This is a genomic window from Desulfobulbaceae bacterium (genome assembly GCA_013792005.1).
Lineage (GTDB): Bacteria > Desulfobacterota > Desulfobulbia > Desulfobulbales > VMSU01 > VMSU01.
On the sequence record VMSU01000162.1, the window covers coordinates 1 to 19,284 of the forward strand.

At 50.2% G+C, this 19,284-nt stretch carries 10 protein-coding genes; all 10 read right to left on the reverse strand.

Annotated elements, in window-relative coordinates:
• Positions 1-160: 160 nt before the first annotated feature.
• The 10 genes from glgB to treZ all read right to left on the reverse strand — a co-directional run bounded on the left by glgB (position 161) and on the right by treZ (position 19,210).
• Positions 161-2,065 (reverse strand): 1,4-alpha-glucan branching protein GlgB, encoded by a 1,905-nt coding sequence (gene glgB / locus FP815_10015; protein MBA3015272.1) that lies wholly within the window; start codon positions 2,063-2,065, stop codon positions 161-163.
• Positions 2,062-5,397 (reverse strand): maltose alpha-D-glucosyltransferase, encoded by a 3,336-nt coding sequence (treS, locus tag FP815_10020; GenBank protein ID MBA3015273.1) that lies wholly within the window; start codon positions 5,395-5,397, stop codon positions 2,062-2,064. Before treS ends, glgB begins: the two co-directional genes overlap by 4 nt.
• Positions 5,398-5,410: 13 nt before the next feature.
• A complete protein-coding gene (locus FP815_10025) occupies positions 5,411-7,423 on the reverse strand; it encodes an alpha-1,4-glucan--maltose-1-phosphate maltosyltransferase (GenBank protein MBA3015274.1) in 2,013 nt (670 codons plus the stop codon).
• A 35-nt stretch (positions 7,424-7,458) separates the two neighbouring features.
• Positions 7,459-8,952 carry a trehalose-6-phosphate synthase gene (locus FP815_10030; protein ID MBA3015275.1) on the reverse strand — a complete coding sequence of 498 codons (1,494 nt, stop codon included), beginning with the start codon at positions 8,950-8,952 and terminating at the stop codon, positions 7,459-7,461.
• Between the two features lie 6 nt (positions 8,953-8,958).
• Positions 8,959-9,768 carry a trehalose-phosphatase gene (otsB, locus tag FP815_10035; GenBank protein ID MBA3015276.1) on the reverse strand — a complete coding sequence of 270 codons (810 nt, stop codon included), beginning with the start codon at positions 9,766-9,768 and terminating at the stop codon, positions 8,959-8,961.
• A gap of 49 nt (positions 9,769-9,817) precedes the next feature.
• Entirely contained in the window at positions 9,818-12,811 is a 2,994-nt protein-coding gene (treY, locus tag FP815_10040; protein ID MBA3015277.1) for a malto-oligosyltrehalose synthase, read from the reverse strand.
• 2 nt (positions 12,812-12,813) lie between these two features.
• Positions 12,814-13,251, reverse strand: coding sequence for an SH3 domain-containing protein (locus FP815_10045; GenBank protein ID MBA3015278.1), 438 nt, complete (start codon positions 13,249-13,251; stop codon positions 12,814-12,816).
• A 127-nt stretch (positions 13,252-13,378) separates the two neighbouring features.
• The gene (locus FP815_10050; protein MBA3015279.1) at positions 13,379-16,111 is read right to left on the reverse strand and encodes an HAD-IC family P-type ATPase; all 2,733 of its coding nucleotides are present in this window, start codon (positions 16,109-16,111) and stop codon (positions 13,379-13,381) included.
• Positions 16,112-16,118: 7 nt separating this feature from the next.
• The gene (locus FP815_10055) at positions 16,119-17,174 is read right to left on the reverse strand and encodes an AI-2E family transporter (protein ID MBA3015280.1); all 1,056 of its coding nucleotides are present in this window, start codon (positions 17,172-17,174) and stop codon (positions 16,119-16,121) included.
• Between the two features lie 119 nt (positions 17,175-17,293).
• Complete coding sequence (gene treZ / locus FP815_10060; protein MBA3015281.1) at positions 17,294-19,210, reverse strand: malto-oligosyltrehalose trehalohydrolase; 1,917 nt, start codon at positions 19,208-19,210, stop codon at positions 17,294-17,296.
• Positions 19,211-19,284 lie beyond the last annotated feature (74 nt).

Sequence of the window (19,284 nt, forward strand, 5' to 3'; positions counted from 1 at the left end):
CTCCTCCGGGAGACATGGGAAAGCAGGGTCTTGAATACCTAAGAGGAGTCGACGGATACCGAGCACCTGTAACGCCTCCTGGATGGCAGTGGGCGGAGCTGATAAAGATTCATCCACTGCAGCCCTCTCATTCGTTGCATCGACATGCGATTCTTCGGATTCAGACATCTCTTTTTCTCCGAAAGACAACCATCGCCAACGGAGGCAGGGTCACCATGAGCGAATGATAATGACCAAAAGCCGTCACTGGGCAAGCTTCAATTCCGCCAAAATTCCCTTGTCCAGAGCCTCCGTAGAGGTGGGCGTCACTATTTAAGATCTCCTCCCAGAATCCATCCGCAGGCACACCGAGCCGATGGTTGTGCCGAGGAGCTGGGGTAAAATTACAGGCACAAACTACGACATCATCCTCGTTTCGGCCCCGACGAAGGAACGAGATCACACTCTGTTCAGAATCGTGGGCATCGATCCAGGAAAACCCCGAGGGTTCAAAATCCAATTCATAAAGCGCTGGCTCCCCCCGCATGGTGGTGTTCAAATCCCTCACCCAGCGCTGCAGGCCACGATGATCATCATCGACAAGCAGATGCCAATCCAGACTGGTATCGTGATTCCACTCCGACCATTGCCCAAACTCCCCCCCCATGAAAATAAGTTTCTTGCCGGGATGGGTAAACATCAAGCCAAAAAGCAGACGGAGGTTAGCAAAACGCTGCCAACGATCACCAGGCATCTTGCCAAGAAGCGATCCCTTGCCGTGCACCACCTCATCATGAGAAAGGGGAAGAAGGAAATTCTCCTGAAAAGCGTAGATCAAGCTGAAGGTGAGTTGGTTGTGGTGATATTTGCGGTGAATCGGGTCCTTGGAAGCATACAGGAGGATATCGTGCATCCAGCCCATATTCCATTTAAGCCCAAACCCCAACCCCCCGACATAAGTCGGGCGTGAGACCATAGGCCAGGCAGTAGACTCCTCTGCGATCATGACCACATCGGGATGCTCCTGATAAACGAGTTCGTTGCAACGCCTGATAAAATTAATGGCCTCCAAATTTTCACGGCCGCCATAGATATTGGGAATCCACTCGCCTTCAGCCCTGGAGTAGTCAAGGTAAAGCATACTTGCCACAGCGTCCATACGAAGACCGTCGGCATGATAGACCTCCATCCAAAAAAGAGCGTTGGCCAGAAGAAAATTAACTACCTGCGGCCGACCAAAATTAAAGATAGAGGTATCCCAATCCTGGTGAAGTCCCTGCCGTGGATCGGCATGCTCGTAGAGATGAGTACCATCGAAATAACCAAGACCATGTTCATCCCGAGGGAAATGAGCCGGCACCCAATCCAGGATAACTCCGATGCCATTACGATGGAGGGTATCCACCAGGAACATAAAATCATAGGGAGTCCCAAAGCGGCTGGTAGGGGCAAAGTACCCGACTGGCTGATACCCCCAAGAACCATCAAAAGGATGTTCGGTAATGGGCAGAAACTCCACATGAGTGAACCCCATCTCCACGACATAGGTAACCAGTTTTTCCGCTAGTTCCCGGTAGGTGAGCCAGCGATTACCCTCCCCTCTCATCCATGACCCAAGATGGACCTCGTAGATGGACATAGGGCTGGTGAGTTTATTCCTTTCCTTTCGCTCCGTCATCCACAGATCATCACCCCAGGCATAACCGTCGAGATGCCAGATTCGGGATGCTGTCTGTGGCGTGATTTCAGCGGCAAAGCCAACCGGATCGGCCTTCTGGACCCTATACCCGCCGAAACTCGAAGTAATAGCGTACTTGTAGAGTTCCCCATGGCCAACGCCAGGGATAAATCCTACCCAGAAACCACTTCCGGAATGATTTTCCAGCGTCGCCACCCCTTCTTGCCAGCCATTAAATTCTCCGACCACAGAAACGACAGCGGCTCCTGGGGCCCAAACCGCAAACCAGGTTCCAGATTGCCCCTGAACCTCACCAGGATGAGCGCCAAGTTTTTCCCACGCACGATAGTGCCGTCCCTCATCCAGCAGGTGGATGTCATAGTTGGAAAGAAAAGAATTCTTACTCATATTGAGATCCCCTTACCGCCCGACATAAAAGTCAGGATCCCTTCCAAGGGGATGCGCAACCAATCAGGGCGGTTGTTCAGTTCATACTCAGTTTCGTAAAATGCCTTATCGAGAATGAAAGAGTGCAGCAGCAATTCCAGGTGTTTTTCTTTGGTTGGAAGAAATGATGCGCCAACTGCGCGATCAAGATAACCGTGCAAGAAGGCCGCCCGGACCCACTCCTCCCAGGCCTGCAACCTCCCACTTAAAAATGCTACTTCCTCAGGCGGCGCGTTTTCCCTGGAAAACAGAATGTTCATGGCAGCGTAGGCAAAGGAACGGAGCATGCCTGCCACGTCTTTCATGGGAGAGTGCTTCTCTTGCCGTTCACCAAGCGTTCGCAGAGGTTCACCTTCGAAATCGAGGAGGATCCAGTCCGTTCCCCGCCGGAGAACCTGGCCTAAGTGGTAGTCGCCATGACAACGGATACGAGTAGCGCGACTCTTTATCGTCGATAATTGATGGAATTGACTTATAAGCCGATCACCTTCGGCCAGTGCCAGATCCCCCTTAATCTGGATATCTTCGGGAAGTTCCCGAATGCGTGAATTCAAGAGAACCAAGGTCTGCCTAGCGTGGCGTGAGAAAACATCAGCAAGACTCTGAAGATAAACCTCATCCAGCGCTTCAGGCTTGAAAGCAGACTGGCGTGTCGTAGAGGCCAAGGCCACATGGAATTCGGCTGTGCGTCTTCCGAGGTTCTCGAAGGCAGTGAGTCCTTCCCCAAAACCATCACAGCCGCCACTCTTGCCATAGGCTGCGGCTGCTGCAAGGAGCGACATACCGGCAAAGGGCCTCAGATCTTCCTCCTTGATCTCCTGGGTTTTGCCCAAAAAGTCCTTGGCTGAATGAAGGGCATAGGTCCAACCCTCGCCATCGCTCTCTAAATATGGTTGAAGCATAGCAACAGCGGCCGTCGTACCGTTTCGGTTAAGCAGGATGCCCCCGGCAACAGGAGCCAGGGCCTCAAAATTGGTGTGTTCCGTAAGATGTAGACTGATGGCAAAATCCGGATTAGCACCTTCTTCCAATCGTCGATAGAGCTTAAAGATAGACTGCTCATCCATAACTACCGAGCTGTTACTCTGCTCAAGACCCAGCAGACGTACAGTGCCGCAGGGAATTTCAGTAGAAATCACTTTTTCAAAGGCACGGGTAGCAAATGCCTGAAGCTTCCCACCACGGACAGTGGAAAAACTGCGACTGTCGGCCATGGCCTCGAAAAGTTCGCAACAGGCAACCCGATCTACCAGCCCGTCCAGAAAAACCCCCTTTCCCCGCGGCGTCTTGAAAACAGCGAGGACACTTTCCGAGTCTTCACTGACAAGCCTTTCCGCCGCCGCACCAGTCACTACCTTTAACGGCAGGCAGTAGTCATCCTTCTCTCCTTCGCTGTAACTTACCGTAATAAAGGCGACAAAAAAACTACCTCCCATCTTGGCCCAATCAGATAAGGCAACTCCTGTAATAATCCGAGACTTACCCCTGAACCAGCGCTGGGTTGGAAGCCAGACTGGGAGAATCTCATTCTCCAGAACATGCTGAAAAGCCCCTTCCAACATTCCACTCCAGTTCTCAGCAATAGAGAGGATGGGAAGATAAAAAGATGCGATTTCACGCGCTCCGTCGAAACGAATAAGTTCTGCCGGCGGCTCCAGTCTGAACCAATAGAAAGAGTGGGGACCAATGGTAACAAAATAAGGTAGTTCACCGATAGAAGGAAACTCAGTCCTGCCGATCATCTCCACAGGCACATACCCTTTATATTCAGACAAGTCGAGTTCCACTGGCTGGACAAATCGGGAGAGATTGGCAACGACCAAAATCACCTCCCTTTTGTAGCGCCGTAGATAGACCAGGACCTTCCGATTCTCCGGTCTAAGGAATTCAAGAGTCCCTCGGCCAAAGGCCTTGTGCTGACGTCGAAGCGCGAGCATCCGTTTCATAAAATGGAGAAGTGACGAAGGGTCCCGTTCCTGGGCCTCAATGTTAATCGCCGTGTAACCATAAACAGGATCCATAATCACCGGAAGATACAGACGCGCAGGGTCAGCTTTGGAAAAACCTGCATTTCTGTCGGCTGACCACTGCATGGGAGTGCGTACCCCATTGCGATCTCCCAAAAAGAAGTTGTCGCCCATACCGATTTCATCGCCGTAATACATAATCGGGGTACCAGGAAGTGAGAAGAGCAAACTATTCAATAACTCCATCCGGCGGCGGGAGTTGTCGAGCAATGGCGCAAGCCTTCGGCGAATACCGACATTTACCCGCATCCGAGGATCCTTGGCATATTCGCGGTACATATAATCCCGCTCCTCGTCGGTAACCATCTCCAAGGTGAGTTCGTCGTGGTTACGCAGAAAAATCCCCCATTGGCAGTTAGCCGGGATTTCAGGGGTACGCTCCAGAATTTCGGTGATGGGTCGGCGATCTTCCTGACGGAGCGCCATGTAGATCCGGGGCATAAGCGGGAAGTGAAAGGCCATCTGGCATTCATCCCCTTCCCCGAAATAAGCCGCCGTATCTTCCGGCCACTGATTGGCCTCAGCCAGAAGTACCCGGTCATTATAGTGAAGATCCATCTCCCGCCGAATCTCCTTGATCACGGCATGGGTTTCAGGGAGATTCTCGTTAGTGGTGCCTTCACGGACGCAGAGATAGGGCACAGCATCAAGCCTGAGTCCATCCACTCCCATATCGAGCCAGAAGTTAAGCACCCTGGTAACCGCCTTTATCACCTGAGGATTATTAAGATTCAGATCTGGCTGATGAGTAAAGAATCGATGCCAGTAATAGGCCTTGGCCACCGGATCCCAGGCCCAGTTGGAGGTCTCGGAATCCGTGAAAATGATTCGTGTATCAGGAAATTTGGTATTAGTGTCGCTCCAAACATAATAACGATGGTGAGCCGATCCAGGCTTAGCCCGGCGCGCTGTCTGAAACCAGGGATGTTGATCTGAAGTGTGATTAATTACCAGTTCGGTAATGACCCGCAATCCTCGACGATGGGCCTCTCGCACAAATTGCCGAAAATCACGAAGTGTGCCGTAATCGGGATGAACTCCCCGGTAATCGGAGATATCGTAACCATCGTCCTTAAAAGGCGAAGGATAAAAGGGAAGCAGCCAGATAGTGTTGACTCCGAGATCTTGAATATAGTCAAGCTTGCTGATGAGTCCCGGAAAATCGCCAATGCCGTCACCGCTGCTATCGCAAAAGGCCTTGACGTGAAGTTCATATATGATGGCATCTTTATACCACAGGGGGTCACCCTGACTTTTCGCGTGCATAAGTTAAGTGTCCTTACATAAAGTAATCGAAATCCCGCTCTGTCCGTACTCGTCGACGAAGCAAGAAAATTTGAGCCGGCGATAAGGCCGGATCGAGACGGAGATAGTTACGGGTGCCTTGCCAGAGATAACGGCCTGCTCCCAGCAGGTCATGAACCTGGTAAGACTCGGTCTCACCGATGCCAAATTCTCCCACCGGGAACTGTAACCACCCTTCATGGGCATGATGAGGATCGAGGTTAACCGCCACCAGGATGATATTATCGTTATCCGACGTCGTTTTGCTGTAGCAGAGGATCTGTTCGTTGTCCACGGGATAGAAGCGCAGCCGAAAATTATGGGCAAGGGCCGGATTATCACGACGGATCCGGTTGATCCGCTTGATGAAATCCGAGAGCCCACCCTGCCGATTCCACTCTCTTTGGCGGATCTGAAATTTTTCCGAATCCAGATATTCCTCGGTACCGGGCAAGGCCTCAGCCTCGCAGTGTTCGAACCCGCTATACACCCCGTAACTGGAACTTAAGGTGGCAGCAAGAACCAGTCGGGCAAGAAAAGCGGGGCGTCCGCCAAACTGGAGATACTCAGGCAGAATATCCGGGGTATTGACAAAAAAATTCGGTCGAAAGAACTCCCGCACCCCGCTCTGAGTAAGTTCGGAGAGGTATTGAGTGATTTCATGACCGGTGTTGCGCCAGGTAAAATAGGTATATGATTGATTAAAACCGGCTTTAGCCAAGGCATACATAACTGCAGGTCTGGTAAAGGCCTCTGCAAGGAAGATAACATCGGGCCGTGCGGTTCGAACCTCCCGGATAAGCCACTGCCAAAAACGAAGCGACTTGGTATGAGGGTTATCAATACGAAAAACAGTAACACCCTGGTCCATCCAGAAAAGAACGACTTCTGCCAGCGCTTGCCAGAGTGTGCGCCACTCCTGGCACTCGAAATCCAAGGGATAGATGTCCTGATATTTCTTAGGCGGGTTCTCAGCATATTTGATACTACCGTCCGGTCGATGCCGAAACCACTCGGGATGCTCATGTACCCAGGGATGATCGGGCGAACATTGAAAGGCGATATCAAGAGCAACCATAAGATTGTGCCTATGGGCTGCTTCCACAAAATGCCTAAAGTCATCCAGTGTTCCAAGATCCGGATGAACAGCGCAATGTCCACCCTCTTCCGCGCCAATAGCCCAAGGACTACCGGGATCATCCGGCCCTGCAGTCAAGGTGTTATTTGGCCCCTTACGGTACGTTCGGCCAATAGGATGAATTGGTGGCAGATAAAGGATGTCGAAACCCATGTTAGCGACATAGGGTAAAAGGGCCTCTGCCTCACGAAAAGTACCGGACCTGCCGGGAACAGACGTCGCTGAACGAGGAAAAAGTTCATACCAGGCGCTAAATCGAGCGTGGACCGGATCTACATCTACAGTGAAAGCAGGATGCTCAGTGGACTTAGCACGATCAGGATACCGAAGCATAAGGGCGTTCAAATCAGGGGCAAGACCTGCTTCAATTCTGACTTCCGCAGACCGATTCAAATCGGCCAGAAAAGAAGCGTGATCGACAAGCTGAGATCGATCAACAAGGGAGGCGCGACCAACTGCTTGTTCCACCATAACCGCCCCTTCGAGAAGTTCACTTGCCACGTCCTGGCTAGCCGCAACCTTCTTCCTTATTTCCTCTCGCCAGGTGGCGAAGTGATCTGCCATGCCGATAACGGAATACACATAAGGCTCAAGAGACGTAATCAGAAAAGAAGCCCTCCAGCGATCATTTCCAATACAATGCATGGGGATCTCCTGCCATTCACTTTTCGCACTCGACCGGTAACGGAGGATAACGATGAGATGATCGTGACCGTCAGCAAAGACATCCGCCGTAACGGTTACCGCCTCTCCCGGAGTCCGTTTGATCGGGTAGCGGCCATCGTCAACCGAGGGCCGGACATTTTCAATCCACACACGACGGGCCAGATTCTCATCCGGGAGAGAGACTTTGTGAGCGCTGTCCTTCATGCTGCAACCTCCTAATTTCACAAAAAAACATGACCTTAACCATTGATATTGGGTTTGGGCACAAAAAATTCAGCAACAGGAAACTGACTGAGATCCTTATCAAGTCCCACACGGAAATAGGTATTGACCCAGTGAAAAATATCATTTTTCTTTATTGAACGTCTCATCTTTCTCATTCTGGCCTGCCGTGTTTCCTTATCCATGATAAACGCTTCGTAAATCACATCAGCAACCCCCTCGATATCGTAAGGATTGACCAACAGCGCTCCACTATGCAGCTGCGCTGCCGCGCCGGCAAATTCACTCAAGATCAAAATTCCGTTATCATCAATGCTGCATGCACAGAACTCCTTGGCGACCAGATTCATCCCATCTTTTAGCGGAGTCACCAAAGCAATTTCACAGGTGCGATAGTAGGAGAGTAACTCCACCCGACTGAGAGAACGATAGATATAATGGATCGGGGTCCAGCCTACTTCCGTGAAACGGCCATTGATCTCTCCCACCAACCTTTCAATTTCTTGTTTGAGCGCTTCGTATTCAGGCACCCCCTGACGACTGGGCACGACTACCTGTACCAAACTGACCTTCCTTCTCATCTCGGGATACCGCTCCAAGGAGTTGGCAAAAGCAAGCAAACGTTGCGGAATTCCCTTGGTGTAATCAAGTCGATCCACGCCGAGAATCAACTTCCGCTCGGGAAGATTGGCATGAATAATCCAAGCCTGATCTTGCACCTCTTTCATTTCTGCAAGTTCTGCGAACTGATTATAATCAATGCTGATAGGAAACGTCCCCACCAGCACTTCCCTAGTCGGAGTCAAACACCTTGCCACCTGGCCGTGACCAATGACTTTGGAGCCTGGGATCAACATCTTGACACAATCCATGAAATTTCGCCGATCACGCACTGTTTGAAAGCCAACTAAATCATACTGCAGCAAGGCATTCAGGATCTGGAATCGCCAAGGCATCCTAATAAATCCATCCAAATGAGGGAAAGGAATGTGAAGAAAAAACCCGGTATGACGATTGACACCCATTTTCTTCAACTGGTCGGCTACCAGGATAAGCTGATAGTCGTGAATCCAGACATAGTCCTCGTCTTCTTCAGTGTTTTCGGCAATAGATTTGGCAAACTTAGCGTTAACCCTTTCGTAAACTTTCCAATAGGCCGGGTCAAAATTACATTTTGAAGGCAGATCATGAAACAAGGGCCAAAGCACCTCATTGGAGAAACCAAAATAGTACTTCTGGATCTCATCTTCCGTTAAATCGACTGGTTCCAGAGTATAACCAGTTTCCTGAGCGCCTTTCGATAGCAGATCATCCAGCGCCCCTTCACTCATAGACTCACGGATATTCGAGCCAAGCCAGCCGATCCACAGCCCTCCACGATCGCGCAGTACCGGCCCTAAAGCCGTCACCAAACCCCCTTCTCCCGATTTTATCAACCACTGTCCATCATCTCCTTTGGTTACAACTATCGCCAAACGGTTCGACACGACGGCAAGTCTGGTGTTTTCCATTCTTCTTTAACTCCCAGGCGTAGATGTTACGGAAACCCAGGTTTCCAAAAATTTCTTAACCGCCTCACAATCTGGTAAAAATCCCTTGGCAGCGGTTGTTGAGGAAGCCGAGCCAACTTTAATGCCAACTCCCATTTCATGAATTGTCCTGAAAGCGTCTTCATCGGTATCGTCGTCGCCCACGTATACCGGGAAGGTCCCTAGCGGCTGAAGATGCAGAAGCTCCGACAAGGCATCTCCTTTGTGACGACCGGCACAACGGATCTCGACCCCTCCGTTAAACCGCCGACACTCCAGGGCATGTTGAATGGCAATCGCAGTCCAGGCGGAGAATATGCTCTCCTCCATCAAAGAGGCTACTTGGCCAGGAAATCCTCGAGTGTGCATCGCAATCGAGGCAACCTTATACTCGAGTTTTTCACCATACCCCTGCTGCAACGCCACACCCTTTGCCTTTTCAAGTCCCATTTTCTGTTCAGCTGACGGATTGATCACCACTGGGCTGTCGTTTGCCGGATGCCACATCTCAAAGCCATGACTGCCAACGATGGTCACGGGAAGATTATTGAGCAGCGTCGAAACCTCAAAGGCAGGGCGGCCAGAAACAATGGCAACGGTAGTCGTATTCTGTTTCAATAGCGCATCTAAGATATCAAGCACGCCGGGCAGAGGTTTCGCCTGCATCGGATCAACATGAAATGGAGCGAGTGTCCCATCATAATCCAATCCCAGAAATCTTAATTGCTCAGAACAGACTCTGTCCCAAAAGTCGGGCACATTCCCTATTTCTATTTTTCTTTTATTATTACAATTCATTATGCCCTTTTTTGCATCTTGGAATTATTATTAATCTTGGCACCAATCATTATAGGGATTTCACATTACCAGCAGGTATCTGTTCAAGAAGCGCCACCGGAAATTGTCGCAATATCGATGCGAGAGGAAGAATTGCGCCCTCCACGTCTCTTCCGACAAGAATTTCACCAGTAAAGAGATTTCGATAACTCCCACCTAGCTCCTGCGGAGACTGAGCAGAGAACTCCGGCACCGCAAGAGTAGTATCGCCCCAAACTTCTTGACCATGTGGATAGGAAATTGTGTCAGGCATGACTGAGGCGATAAGTCGAGGAACAACCACAATCACCCTTTTTCCATTGGCCTCACGCATAAAGGCGACCACCGACTCCGCCCCCTCACCTCGTACATGAAGAAGAGTATATGAACCCTGCTCAAAAACATCCCGATTATCACGTCGAAAAATGAGGCTCTTCCAGGTCACAAAGAGCTTGATACCGCCATCTTCCATCTGCGCAAGGAGCTTCCCGCACAAAAAGGTTAGACCCATCCGCTGTTCATCAAGCTGTAATTCCTGCAACATCTCCGTTCGTCTGAGAAAATCCACAGGCCTGCGGTTATCCGGATCTACAAGGCTCAGGTCCCAAAGCTCTGTACCCTGATAGAGATCGGGTATACCAGGGGATGTTATTTTGAGCAGGGTTTGAGAGAGTGAGTTGAACATGCCCATTCTGGCAACATATCCGGCAAGGCCCAGGAAAGAGCGAACAAATGCCGTATTACCATTACCGATAATGGTATCGACAAAGCCATCTACCGCCTCCTCATAAGCGATGTTAGGGTTTATCCAACTGCTGTTCTGTTTCGCCTCACGGATAGCCTTACGCATATAAGCCTTGATGCGTTGTCGAAATTCGACAAACTCCTCTTGTTCTGATAACTGATGAGGCCAGACCCCAAGCAGAGTCTGATAAAGAAGATACTCCTCATTGCGGGAAGGCGCCTTTCGACCTTCAACGTCCTTCAAACGCTTACGGTTGAACTGACCCCAGGTAATAAGCGCCTTACGCCAGGCATCTGGAATTTCTGACAGCACATTAATTCGTGCACGGGCATCCTCACTCCGCTTAGTATCATGAGTGGAGGTGGCATTCATGGCATGAGGGTAGGTTTTAAAACGTTCCACATTCTGCCGATGGAAAGAGGCCGCCAGAGACCCAAACTGCTCTGGAGAACTGCCGACTTCATTTAAGGAAACGAGGCGGTTATAGACATAACAGGCAGTATCCTCCACCCCTTTAGCCATCACCGGGCCGCTAAATTGCTGAAAGCGCATGACAAAATCAAGGCGCAATCGCAAATCCTCTTCGTCCGCACCTGCCGGACAACGCAACAGTAAAACATCCTTGATAAAGTCAAAAATGAACGATCCCATGGCCAAGTTATGCCTTCGCGCCTTGGAGATAGTCTGCTCGATGCTCTGGCGATCACGCTCAGCGATTTCCGTGCTCCGAATATAGGTCCGGTAGACTGGGAAGAAGGCTATTACCTCAACCAGCGCCTTGGTCAGACTGTTCAAGGTAAAGTCCCTGGTATGCCGATTCCTCTCTGAGATAGTATTGAGATAGTGACTGAGTGTATTGATCTCACTCGACATTGAGACCTGCATGACAAGCCTCTTGGTCTCGGTTGCTATCTCAAGAAAATCCTGACGAATCCGGATGAAACGGCCATAAATGGCATCAAATTTTCGTGTATTCCTGCTATCAACAAAAAGATTATTAACGCTGTTAAGAAAGGCATACCCTGTTTCACCATGCACAGGCCAGTCATGAGGGAGCCGTTCACCATGCATAAGGATTTTTTCCCCTACAATATAATATGACCGTGGAGTGTCTTCAGAAGACAAAAGATCTCCGCCACCAGATTGCCTTTCATTCTCATCTTCAATGATTTGGTTGGTCTGACAACGATCCTGGAGTCGACAAAGATAGGCTGCTGGATCGTAAAGGCCATCGACATGATCAACCCGAAGCCCGGTCACCACCCCCTGGTCCATAAGCTGGAAGATAAAATCATGTGTTGCAGCGAACACCTGATCATCCTCGACCCGGATAGCACCCAGCGCATTGACATCAAAGAACCGCCGATAGTTAATCTCTTCAGTTGCTACCCGCCAGTGGGAGATGCGGTACACCTGCTCAGAGAGCAGTTGGTCGAGGAGATCAAAACTTTCCGGACTCCCTGGTTGACCATTGAAGATCCGAACGTTTTCATCAATAAATGCCGCGACGGCAGTGCTGTCAGTGTACAGCGCTTGAAGACGGCGCTTTACCACCTCTTTTTCCCGGTAACGCTCAGCCACCCGTTCCATATCGGTTTCGGTATACAAAGGCAGATGTTCAAGCGCGGTCATGATGCTCAGCAATTCCTGAAAGGGGAAACTGTCGATCCCCAACTCACGCTCAAGAAAATCCAGACGGTATCTGAGGATATGAGTGTAGCTTTTAGGAATTATCGGAAATAGATGCTCATAATAGTTAATGGTAAAAGCGCCGTCTCCAAATGAAAGGATGATCTCACCATTATCCAAAACGTTCCCATACTGATCGCCTAAGACCGGAATAAGGATCTTACTCTTCAACTCCTTCTTCACCGGATCCCAGTCGACATCAAAAGTGCGAGCATGCACCGAGCTGGGTCCGTTTTCAAGAAGATCCTGCCACCATAGGTTTTCCCCACCCTCCACGCACATATGATTCGGCACAATATCAAGAATCTGCCCTAATCCGAGAGCAAGAAGCTGTTGGGTAAAAATCGTGTACTCCTCTTCTGAGCCGACTTCCGGATTCAAACCATCGTGGCCAATGATATCATAGCCGTGAGTACTGCCTTTTCGGGCCTTGAGATACGGAGATGCATAAATATCCGTTACGCCGAGGTTTTTCAGATAAGAGAGAATAACTGTGGCATCCTTGAAGCCAAAATCAGCATTAAACTGCAATCGATAGGTGGCGGACGGGATAAAGAGAGATGGCCGAAGATTATTGGCAATAAGTTCCATACTTACCACCCCCAGACAAGGGAGCCCTTAATCCAGCCGATAATCTTGCTCGAGTGTTTCACATTAACCCACCCCTTACCTTTCTTGATGAGTTTGAGAACGGTTCCGTATTCGGCCTTCCCAACAATCTGATATTTCTTACCAGGGCCACTGCGGATATTGACGATCTTCCTGGAGACAACAACAAATGGAGTCTTGTCTGTCAACTTCCGGTACACCCAGCCGGTATCACCCTCAAAGTCCTTCACTCGTAGCCAGTTCCCCTTGCGTTCAAGTGTCTTCAAGGGAAAACCCCGACCCAACTCCCACATCACTGGGTGTCGAGTTCCTGGTCCGGAGCGCATATTGACCTCTTCCCTGGCAATGCTCACCATTTGTGCCTGAACAGTAGTTACTAAAGTAACAAAAATAATCAAAAAGGCGGTTAGTAATCGTTTCATGGATATTCCTCCTGGATTGAGTATTGGGTTACGCTTCGCTAACCCAACCTACAACATACGGACCACTGTATATTTGATGGTCCTAGGCGTAGGTTGGGTTAGGCCGTTGTCTGGCCGTAACCCAACATTAATGTCTTCGGCGCACCTTCCATGACCATTTATGAATTTCCAGTGCCGCCAAAATGGTGAGCGCAAGTCCCAACAAGGATATAAATGTGGTCAAGTCCACAGGTTCAATACGTAGGATTCTCTGCATAAAAGGGATCTGCATGGAGATCATGTGGACGAGGAAGGCTAAGGTGGTGCCACCAAGGAGAATAGGACTGCTGAACAACGACAACCGAAAGGCCGACGTTGTCTCTGAGCGACAGTTAGCGATATGGATGTTCTCGAACAGTACCATCAGAAGCAGCAGACCATTACGCGCCTGCCCTTCCGACCATCCGGCCACTTCAATCATCCAACAGAACGAACCAAAGCCAACCACTGCGATAACAATGGCAGCAATAAGGGTGCGCTCTACCATCAGTCTATTAAAGATGCGCTCTTTCGGAGGTCGTGGTTTACGTTGCAAGGCCCCTTTTTCACCAGGCTCAAAGGCCAAGGCAACATCCTGGATGCCGTTCGTCACCAGGTTTAGCCATAGCAACTGCGCAGGAAGAAGGGGAAGTATCGCTAGCCCAGCGCTGGTATTGGGCCAGCCGGTCACAATAGCAAGGCCCAAAAGAACTACTTCTGCTGCACCGGTGGAAATAAGCAGGTAGATCACCTTACGAATGTTGTCATAGGCGACCCGTCCTTCTTCAACTCCGGCCACGATTGAGGCGAAATTATCATCAGTAAGGACAAGCTCTGCTGCCTCACGCGCAACATCCGTACCTGCCTTGCCCATGGCAACACCGATGTTTGCCTGCCTGAGCGCCGGGGCATCGTTAACCCCATCACCCGTTACCGCCACGTAATGCCCTAATTGCCGAGCCGCTTCGACCAGTTCCAGCTTTTGCCTTGGAGTCGCTCGGGCAAAGACGCGAGTATATTTAACCACATCACTCACTTGCACAGACGACATGGCTTCCAGTTCTCTGCCTGAAATCACCTGATCCGGAACATGAGCAAGTCCCAAGTCACGTGCAATAGCCAGGGCAGTTACCGGGTGGTCACCTGTAATCATACACACAGTGATTCCCGCCGAATGACATGCCGCCACTGCCTCGCGAACACCATGCCGTAACGGATCAATCATCCCAACAAATCCCAGGAATGTAACATTATTCGGCTCCGGAGGTGTCTGTGCGGGATCCAAGTTATCTAAAACAACGCCTTCCGCTAAGGCCAGAATCCTGAACCCTCGTTCCGCCATAGACTCAGCAAGAAGCATTAACTGCTGAGATTTCTCCACACGGTCAGGAAAACTGCACATCGCAAGCACTCGCTCCGGCGCCCCCTTCACAGCTACAAAAACACTGCCATCGTATCTGTGAAATGTCGCTGCATATTGATGCTCAGGCTCAAAGGGTATCTCATTTATCTGAGGATATTGGCTCAACACCGCTTCGCGAACCAGCCCAAGTTTATGCCCCATGGAGAGCAGAGCCAAGTCCGTCGGATCGCCCCGCCAAACCCAGGCATCATCTCGCTGATGCAGATCCCCCTCGTTACAGAGTACGGAGACCCGAGCCAAATCTATCAGCGCTGGATGATCCGCACTCATTACCGGTAGACCATTGACAAGAATATCACCGTTCGGAGCAAACCCTTCGCCAGTTACCTCAAACATCTGCTGATCAGGCAGACATATCGCTCGCACCGTCAACTCGTTGCAGGTGAGGGTCCCTGTCTTGTCGCAACCGATAAAGGTGCAACTGCCCAACCCTTCAACCGCCGCCAATCTCCGAACAATGACGCCACGGCGGGCCATCCGCGTAGCAGCAATAGCCAAAGCTACCGTCAGCGCCACTGGCAGTCCTTCCGGAATAGCAGAAACAGCCAAGGCCACCCCAAACATAAACATGTCACTTACTTCATACCCCCGAAACAGTACCCCAATAACGGCAATCGAAGCCGCGGCAATCAGGACTGAATAGGCAACGACCTGAGTAAACCTTTCCATTCGCTCAAGCAGAGGAGGCCTGCCTCCTGTGGAACTTAGAACGTCGAGAGCCAACTGGCCAACTACGGTCTCTTCCCCGGTCGCGACTACTACCCCCTTGCCACGCCCCCGAACAATGATCGAACCGGCATATGCCATATTATACCTATCAACCATCGGTTCGGACCCATCGCCAATCCAAGCGGAATCCTTGAGGACAGAAAACGACTCGCCGGTCAGCAGCGACTCATCCACTTCCAAACCGTGTGCCAAGAGAAGCCGCATATCCGCCGGCACTCGATTCCCTGACTCCAGCCAGATAATATCTCCCGGCACAACTTCCTCGGCATCCAATTCGGAGATCTCGCCATCACGGAAGACCGAAGCCCGAATCTTGAGCAGATTCTGCAAAGCCCGGCTGCTTTGATCAGCCTTCCACTCCTGGTATCCTCCGATAACAGCATTCAAGACCAGCACGGATGCAATGAAAATGGCGTCCACTGGGTCATCGGGGTGCAGGAAAAGAGAAACAACGGCAGCAATGGTCAGGATATAAATAAGTGGACTTTTAAATTGACGGAAAGCAATTTTCCACCAGGTTACCGCCGCCTTCTGAGGAAGTTGATTCCGTCCATAACGAGCGAGTCTCTCTGTGGCTTGGGCTCGTGACAGCCCTGTTTCAGTCACTGCCAATCGAGCCAGCAGATCAACACTAGAGAGTTCATGCCAGGTCACGGATTTCTGCTCACTCTGGGGAGTCAATGATGTCATCATCGGGTTACACCTTTTTCTCGCTATTCATATAACGATCATACTGAGTGGAATACAATTCACTTAAGGTGAGAAAAGCGGTGATAATCAACGGCCCATAGATAATGCCGAGAAATCCGAAAACACTCAGCCCACCCATAATGCCGAGAAAAACCAGCAGGGTATGCATATTAACTTGTTTGCCAACCATTTTTGGTTTCAAAAAGTATTCAACCGAAAAAGAGAGCGTCATGTAAAAAATGATCAGAAAGATTCCGGCTCCCATCTCCCCCTTGAGCAGGAGAAAAAACGAGGCCGGGATCAATACCAATCCAATCCCGAATATCGGCAGAAAGGCGAGAATCCCCATGATAGCTCCCCAGAAAATCGGCGGCCCGATCTCGAATAGAGCAAAGATCATACAACCAAAGACCCCCTGGATAATTCCGCAAACCCCGTTACCGATAAGTACAGCCTTGGCAATTTCATGAAATTTATTAACCAATAAAATCCCCTGCTCAGCAGGCAATGGGGAGAGGCGGTTGATGTAATTGATCAAATGTTCTTGATCACGTAACAGGAAAAAAATAATCACAATCATCATCAAGAAATTAAGCAAAAAACTCATAATGTTGGTAGCCCAGGAGCTTGCCTGGTTATAGATAAACCCCCCTACCAGTTTGGCAAAGTCGGAGAGTGTATTAGTAAAGCCTTCCGGCTCGAACTTAATGCCGAACCCCTCCAGAAATTCACGCCCCCTGACAATATGCTCGTTCTGGATAATCTCCCAAAATTTCACAACAAAATTAGCGCTCTTAGCGAGTTGATAGAGTGCAAAGGCCTCTCTCGACAGCGCCCCGATAAAAAGTGTCAGGGGGATAAAGACAATTATGACTATCAATAAACAACTCAGCAGAGAGGAGAAGCCAGGTGAAACATGCCTCCGGATAAGAAAAGAATAAAATGGGCGAAAGATCCCCGTCAACACGAATGACAACACGAGAATAGAAAGAAAAGGCCACAAGAGACGACCTAACAGAAGTATAGAGATTACGAAAAGACCCAGTAAATACCTAAGGGCCATCTGGCTACTGGATGGTTGCTGCATATAAATATTAACCGTAAGTATTTATTAATGATTTCGTTCTATTAAGGTGGAACACTCCAATCTGCTAAACAATGGCGACTTAAGAGCCGAGTCCCTTAACTCCCAAGCAGCACATCTCTCAAGCTTTCATCTAAAAGCGCTGCAACACTCATCGGATTGACTTGATATGAACTACCCCCCGATCCACAATCTTTTCTCTGCGGAAGAACCCCTGGCCCGCCCCATTCACTGCCGGACGAGTCAAGGAGCACCTGCCATTCCCCCTGGTCAGGCAACCTCACCTGCACTGGTTTATCCCCAAAGTTAAGGATACAGAGCGAACTCGATGCCTCAACACGCCGCGACAACAGCAGCGCCGAGACATCATTGATTCTGGTTACAGTACAAGCATTCCTACTGACGCTACCAAGTGACGGATTGCCCTTGCGGAGAGTTATGAGTCTTCGATAATAGCTGTAGAGCAACGCATGGTGGTCCTGATGGCGGAGTCCGATATCAATACGACTGCGCAGAAAGGTAGCCTCATCCTGAGGATCAGGCACCTCTCCGGCCCAATCAAAAGCGGAAAACTCTTTCTTGCGACCGCTTCGCACCGCATCGATAAGCTCCGTGTCACCATGACTGACAAAATATTGAAACGGAGCTATCTCGCCGTACTCCTCTCCCATGAACAGCAACGGCATACATGGCGAGAGCAATACAGCTCCAGCCACGAGCTTAAGCCGCTCTAAGTCAAGATGCCGGGTCAGACGATCACCGTCTTTACGATTACCAACCTGATCATGATTCTGAGAAAAAACCACAAATCGCAAGGGATCAAGATCACTGGCATCATTACCATGCCTCCGCTTACGATGACCTGAGTACTGCCCGGCATAGACATACCCTTCACCATAGGCCGTGACAAGTTGCTCGAACTTGCCAAAGTCTTCATAGTACCCCTGCAACTCGGCGGTAAGCCAAGTATGAAGGGCATGGTGAAAATCATCGCTCCACTGGGCGTCAAAGGCATAACCGCCCTCATCAAGAGGCCGGATGAGCCGGGAGTCGTTCAGATCGCTTTCGGCAATGACGTAGACCTTCCGTCCGAGATTTGATCCAAGCTGATGCACCGCGCACGCCAACTCATCCAGAATATGCCAGGCGCTGTTGTCGAAGATGCCATGGACCGCGTCCAGACGAAGAGCATCAATATGGAACTCTTCAATCCAAAAAAGGGCATTACCTATAATGAAGTCCCTCACTCCATCACTGCCAGGGCCGTCGAAGTTGACCGCCTCACCCCATGGCGTCCGGTACCGGTCGGTGAAATACGGGCCAAAGGCATGAAGATAGTTCCCCTCAGGACCCAAATGATTATAGACCACATCAAGTACGACCGAGAGTCCCCGCCGGTGACAGGCATCAACCAAACGTTTAAGTCCATCAACGCCACCATAGCTCAACTGAACAGAGTAGAGAAAGACCCCGTCATACCCCCAGTTACGCTCACCAGGAAACTGGGCCACGGGCATAAGTTCTATCGCAGTAATCCCAAGCTCGCAGAGGTAGTCAAGATGTTGCTCCACACCAGCAAAGGTCCCATCCAGCGAAAATGTGCCGACATGCAATTCATATATGATGTAGTCGGCAAGGGCCATCCCCTGCCAATTGCGATCCTGCCAGGAATACGAAGAGGGATCAACAACTTGGGAAGGGCCGTGAACACCCTGAGGTTGACAGCGCGAAGCAGGATCCGGACGATCCACCGTCCCATCCAGACAATAGGTGTAGAGCGCTCCAGCCTCCATTCCAGGGACAATACCACTGAAATATCCATTACCTTCGGGCAAAAGCGCGTATGTCCTGGCGGAATCCGAAAGATTTCGCACAGCAACATCCTTTTGCTGCGGCGCCCATATCCGAAAGAAGATGCCGTCCTTGACCGGCACAGGGCCGATCACAGGGGCAGGAGTTAAACTGCCGGCTCCTGCCCAGGGAGAATTAAGTTGAGTACATCGTCGAGTTATCATAATTTATTGTAACTACTTTAGGTTGACGGTTATCAGTGATCGGTTAACGGTTAAAAAATTAAAGTCGATCCTTC

Excerpts from the sequence above, each read along its gene's own strand:
- glgB (MBA3015272.1), bottom strand. The coding sequence starts at position 2,065 with ATGAGTAAGAATTCTTTTCTTTCCAACTATGACATCCACCTGCTGGAT.
- treS (MBA3015273.1), bottom strand. The coding sequence starts at position 5,397 with ATGCACGCGAAAAGTCAGGGTGACCCCCTGTGGTATAAAGATGCCATC.
- FP815_10025 (MBA3015274.1), bottom strand. The coding sequence starts at position 7,423 with ATGAAGGACAGCGCTCACAAAGTCTCTCTCCCGGATGAGAATCTGGCC.
- FP815_10030 (MBA3015275.1), bottom strand. The coding sequence starts at position 8,952 with ATGGAAAACACCAGACTTGCCGTCGTGTCGAACCGTTTGGCGATAGTT.
- otsB (MBA3015276.1), bottom strand. The coding sequence starts at position 9,768 with ATGAATTGTAATAATAAAAGAAAAATAGAAATAGGGAATGTGCCCGAC.
- treY (MBA3015277.1), bottom strand. The coding sequence starts at position 12,811 with ATGGAACTTATTGCCAATAATCTTCGGCCATCTCTCTTTATCCCGTCC.
- FP815_10045 (MBA3015278.1), bottom strand. The coding sequence starts at position 13,251 with ATGAAACGATTACTAACCGCCTTTTTGATTATTTTTGTTACTTTAGTA.
- FP815_10050 (MBA3015279.1), bottom strand. The coding sequence starts at position 16,111 with ATGACATCATTGACTCCCCAGAGTGAGCAGAAATCCGTGACCTGGCAT.
- FP815_10055 (MBA3015280.1), bottom strand. The coding sequence starts at position 17,174 with ATGGCCCTTAGGTATTTACTGGGTCTTTTCGTAATCTCTATACTTCTG.
- treZ (MBA3015281.1), bottom strand. The coding sequence starts at position 19,210 with ATGATAACTCGACGATGTACTCAACTTAATTCTCCCTGGGCAGGAGCC.